At 53.9% G+C, this 1,365-nt stretch carries 2 pseudogenes; one reads left to right on the top strand and one right to left on the bottom strand.

Annotation, left to right across the window (positions count from 1 at the left end):
* A pseudogene (locus tag IQ219_RS19625) lies at nucleotides 1–625 on the bottom strand (amidase); the annotation flags it as partial.
* 241 nt (nucleotides 626–866) lie between these two features.
* On the opposite strand from IQ219_RS19625, the pseudogene IQ219_RS19620 reads away from it, so the two are divergent.
* A pseudogene (locus IQ219_RS19620) lies at nucleotides 867–1,365 on the top strand (hypothetical protein); the annotation flags it as partial.

Genomic DNA, 1,365 nt, shown 5'->3' with positions numbered 1-1,365 from the left:
TCTCCCCTTCCGTAACTTGAATTTGATTTTTGGCGGCGGTGATGGTCAGTTGGTCGGCGGGGTAACTTTGACCATTGATCACCACCATGGCCTGGGGCTTACTGTCCAATAGTACACTTTCCAGGTAGGGCAATTGATAACCCTGCTTTTTTAAATCTGCCAGCAACCAACGGCGCACCAGGGGACTGTCATATACGTCCCGTTTGGCCCACACTTGCCAACGCCCTGGTTGGGTAACTTCCACTGCAATACCTTGAGCTTGCCAGCGGAGGGCATCGTCCTCTGCCGTTTCAAAGGTGGCATGGTCCCCCAGCACCAATACTTCCGCCAATTTCCTCGCCACGGCCCGGCGGCTAATGGCAATGGTGCCCTGTTTGCTCTGGAGGGTGACCTTTTCTCCTTGGTTATTAACTGCGGTAAAGGTTAAGTCATCGTTGCCCACCCCGCTGATGGTGAGTTGGTCTCGGTCTTCGTCCCCAAAGCGTTGGACTACCCCCACCTGGAGCAGAACATCCTTGGCGAGGCTGGGTAAAGCTCCTCCAGCTACTAAACCCAGGGCGATGACGAAGCCACCCACACGTTGGACAGCAACCTTCAGTAAGTTACGGGGGGGGGAAATAAACATAAACAATCAACGGCGATCGATATTGGCTAGGGGATCAAAGGCAATCTAGCATCCTAACCTATCATTTTTGCTCCGTTATCTGGGGGTCAGGGGGACAGTGGCCCAGGGCTAACACCGATCGCCAAAGGGTTTGTGTTATTTTGGGGGAACTGTGTAAACAGCCTCCCGTACCGGCATTTTTCTTCACTTTGCCCTGCTGGAGACTGGGACCGTCAAAGTTTTTCTGAATGGCGATCGACCTATGGCAATGGATTTACCCCTCAGGTTAAGCAATGCTCCCTCATTGGGCCAGGTATTCACTCCGGTCAATGTGGCTATTTTGAGTTCCCTCGGCATCCATGGCTTTATTTTGGGCTTGGCTTTACCCCATTGGCAATGGCAAGAACCCACTGGGGACGACCTGGCAGACCGCAATCCTGTGGGGGTGATCGAATTAACTCCGGCTGAACAAAGTCGTTTACCAGAAACAGATATTTTTTCCGGCAGTGCCTTGTTTCCCACTGCTCCCGGTGGCAGTGACCCCGGCACCATTCCCGCCGACCCCAATTTGCCCACTCCCCCCAGTGGTGACTATAACTATTCTCTGCCTCCGGGCCCGGGCATTATGCCGCCGCCGCCGGCCATGCCCAATTTACCGGCTTACCCCAATTTGCCCCCTTTAACCAGCTATGGCAATTTGAGTCGTTTGCCCATTACCAATCCCCCCATTCCTTCCCTACCCCAGTTACCTTCCCCTAGGC

Source organism: Synechocystis sp. LEGE 06083, from assembly GCF_015207725.1.
Taxonomy (GTDB): domain Bacteria; phylum Cyanobacteriota; class Cyanobacteriia; order Cyanobacteriales; family Microcystaceae; genus Synechocystis; species Synechocystis salina.
This window is presented reverse-complemented; position numbering and strand designations above follow the sequence as displayed.